Genomic DNA, 3120 nt, shown 5'->3' with positions numbered 1-3120 from the left:
AAAACCAACATCATCATCCAAACCTATCACTGCTTTGGTTATGCCCTCGACCTATTAGTAACAGTCAGCTCCATGTGTTACCACACTTCCACCTCTGCCCTATCTACCTCGTCGTCTTCAAGGGGTCTTACTAACTTGACGTTATGAGATATCTCATCTTGAGGGGGGCTTCACGCTTAGATGCCTTCAGCGTTTATCCCTTCCCGGCTTGGCTACTCTGCTATGCCTTTGGTAAGACAACAGATACACCAGCGGCCAGTCCATCCCGGTCCTCTCGTACTAAGGACAGCTCCTCTCAAATATCTTACGCCCACGCCGGATAGGGACCGAACTGTCTCACGACGTTCTGAACCCAGCTCGCGTACCGCTTTAATGGGCGAACAGCCCAACCCTTGGGACCTACTTCAGCCCCAGGATGCGATGAGCCGACATCGAGGTGCCAAACCACTCCGTCGATGTGAACTCTTGGGAGTGATAAGCCTGTTATCCCCAGGGTAGCTTTTATCCGTTGAGCGATGGCAATCCCACTTTATACCACCGGATCACTAAGTCCTACTTTCGTACCTGCTCCACCCGTCGGTGTCGCAGTCAAGCTCCCTTCTGCCTTTGCACTCTTCGAATGGTTTCCAACCATTCTGAGGGAACCTTTGAGCGCCTCCGATACCCTTTCGGAGGCGACCGCCCCAGTCAAACTCCCCACCTGACATTGTCCCCCAGCCGGATCACGGCTGCTGGTTAGAAACCCAGTACTGCAAGGGTGGTATCCCAACATTGGCTCCATGGCAACTGGCGTTACCATTTCCTAGCCTCCCACCTATCCTGTACATGCAATACCGAATCCCAGTATCAAGCTGGAGTAAAGCTCCATGGGGTCTTTCCGTCCTGGCGCAGGTAACCAGCATCTTCACTGGTATTTCAATTTCACCGGGTGCATTGTTGAGACAGTGCCCAAATCATTACGCCTTTCGTGCGGGTCGGAACTTACCCGACAAGGAATTTCGCTACCTTAGGACCGTTATAGTTACGGCCGCCGTTTACTGGGGCTTAAGTTCAAAGCTTCGCTTGCGCTAACCTCTCCCCTTAACCTTCCAGCACCGGGCAGGCGTCAGCCCATATACCTCACCTTTCGGTTTTGCATAGACCTGTGTTTTTGCTAAACAGTTGCTTGGGCCAATTCTCTGCGGCCATCTTACTGGCACTCCTTCTCCCGAAGTTACGGAGTCATTTTGCCGAGTTCCTTAACAATGCTTCTCCCGTCGGCCTTAGGATTCTCTCCTCATCCACCTGTGTCGGTTTACGGTACGGGTATCCTGCAAACAATAGCGGCTTTTCTTGACAGTCAGCTCACGTGCTTCCCTACTTATTTTCAGTCCACATCACGTCTTCAGATTAAAGAGCGGATTTGCCAACTCTTCTCCTACCTCGCTTGTACCGGTCTTTCCATTCCCGGCTCACGCTCTCTGCCTGTGTCCCCACAGTTCTGTTACAGGATAGTACAGGAATTTCAACCTGTTATCCATCGACTACGTCTTTCGACCTCGCCTTAGGCCCCGACTTACCCAGAGCAGATCAGCTTTACTCTGGAAACCTTAGATATTCGGCCGGAAGGATTCCCACCTTCCTCTCGCTACTCATTCCGGCATTCTCTCTTCTTAAAAGTCCACAGCTCCTTCCGGTACTGCTTCGTCCCTTTAAGAATGCTCCTCTACCAATTGAATTCTCAATTCCAAAGCTTCGGCAGTGTGTTTTAGCCCCGGACATTTTCGGCGCAGGACCTCTCGACTAGTGAGCTATTACGCACTCTTTGAATGAATGGCTGCTTCTGAGCCAACATCCTAGTTGTCTTCGAAATCCCACATCCTTTTCCACTTAACACACATTTTGGGGCCTTAGCTGTTGGTCTGGGCTCTTTCCCTTTTGACCACCCAACTTATCTCGGATCGTCTGACTCCCATACATCATCTACACGGCATTCGGAGTTTGATATCCCTTAGTAAGCTTTGACGCCCCCTTAGGAATTCAGTGCTCTACCTCCGCAAGACTCGTATGAGGCTAGCCCTAAAGCTATTTCGAGGAGAACCAGCTATCTCCGGGTTCGATTGGAATTTCTCCCCTATCCACACCTCATCCCCACCCTTTTCAACGGATGTGGGTTCGGTCCTCCATTGCCTTTTACGGCAACTTCAACCTGGACATGGATAGATCACCCGGTTTCGGGTCTACTCCGACTGACTATGCGCCCTATTCAGACTTGGTTTCCCTTCGGCTCCGGACCTTTAGTCCTTAACCTCGCCAGCCAGCGTAACTCGCCGGACCGTTCTACAAAAAGTACGCGGTTGAGCATATAAAGCTCTTCCACAGCTTGTAAACATATGGTTTCAGGTTCTTTTTCACTCCCCTCCCGGGGTCCTTTTCACCTTTCCTTCACAGTACTATGCGCTATCGGTCACTAAGTAGTATTTAGCCTTACGGGGTGGTCCCCGCATCTTCCCACAAGGTTCCACGTGTCTCGTGGTACTCTGGATCCCGCCATGTCAACTCGTCTTTCGCTTACGGGGCTTTCACCCTCTCTGGCCGGCTTTCCCAAAACCGTTCTGCTAAACTCGTTGAATCAATTCCGCGGTCCGAACCCCAGCATGCACGCACGCTGGTTTGGGCTCTTCCGTTTTCGCTCGCCGCTACTCACAGAATCACATGTTGTTTTCTCTTCCTCCGGCTACTTAGATGTTTCAGTTCACCGGGTTCCCTTCCTTAAGTTATGTATTGGCTTAAGGATACTTGAGGTTTGCTCAAGTAGGTTTCCCCATTCAGAAATCTCCGGATCAAAGGATATTTGCTCCTCCCCGAAGCTTTTCGCAGCTTATCACGTCTTTCATCGGCTCTTAGTGCCAAGGCATCCACCATACGCTCTTATCAGCATAACCAACTCGACCTCATCCCACGGGAATGGGATAATGTCCACACATACATAGCGTTGTATGCGTTGGTGATAGTCAATTTATTTTAAGTCTGTTTTCTTCAGACTGTAAGTTAATGTTGTTAACATTACCTCGGATGTCTTGATTAGATATTTATCTAAATCTATTGATTTTTACTATATGCAGTTTTCAAGGTACATAA

The 3120-nt window shown here is 49.9% G+C and carries 1 rRNA gene; it reads right to left on the bottom strand.

The features are described from left to right. Positions 1–34: 34 nt before the first annotated feature. Positions 35–2924 (bottom strand): 23S ribosomal RNA (locus tag LI162_RS15020). Positions 2925–3120: the final 196 nt, after the last annotated feature.

The sequence above is a fragment of the Mediterraneibacter sp. 210702-DFI.3.120 genome (genome assembly GCF_020561005.1).
In the GTDB taxonomy this organism is placed as follows: domain Bacteria; phylum Bacillota; class Clostridia; order Lachnospirales; family Lachnospiraceae; genus Mediterraneibacter; species Mediterraneibacter faecis.
Note: the sequence above shows the minus strand (reverse complement) of the source record. Positions and strands in the feature narration are given on the sequence as shown.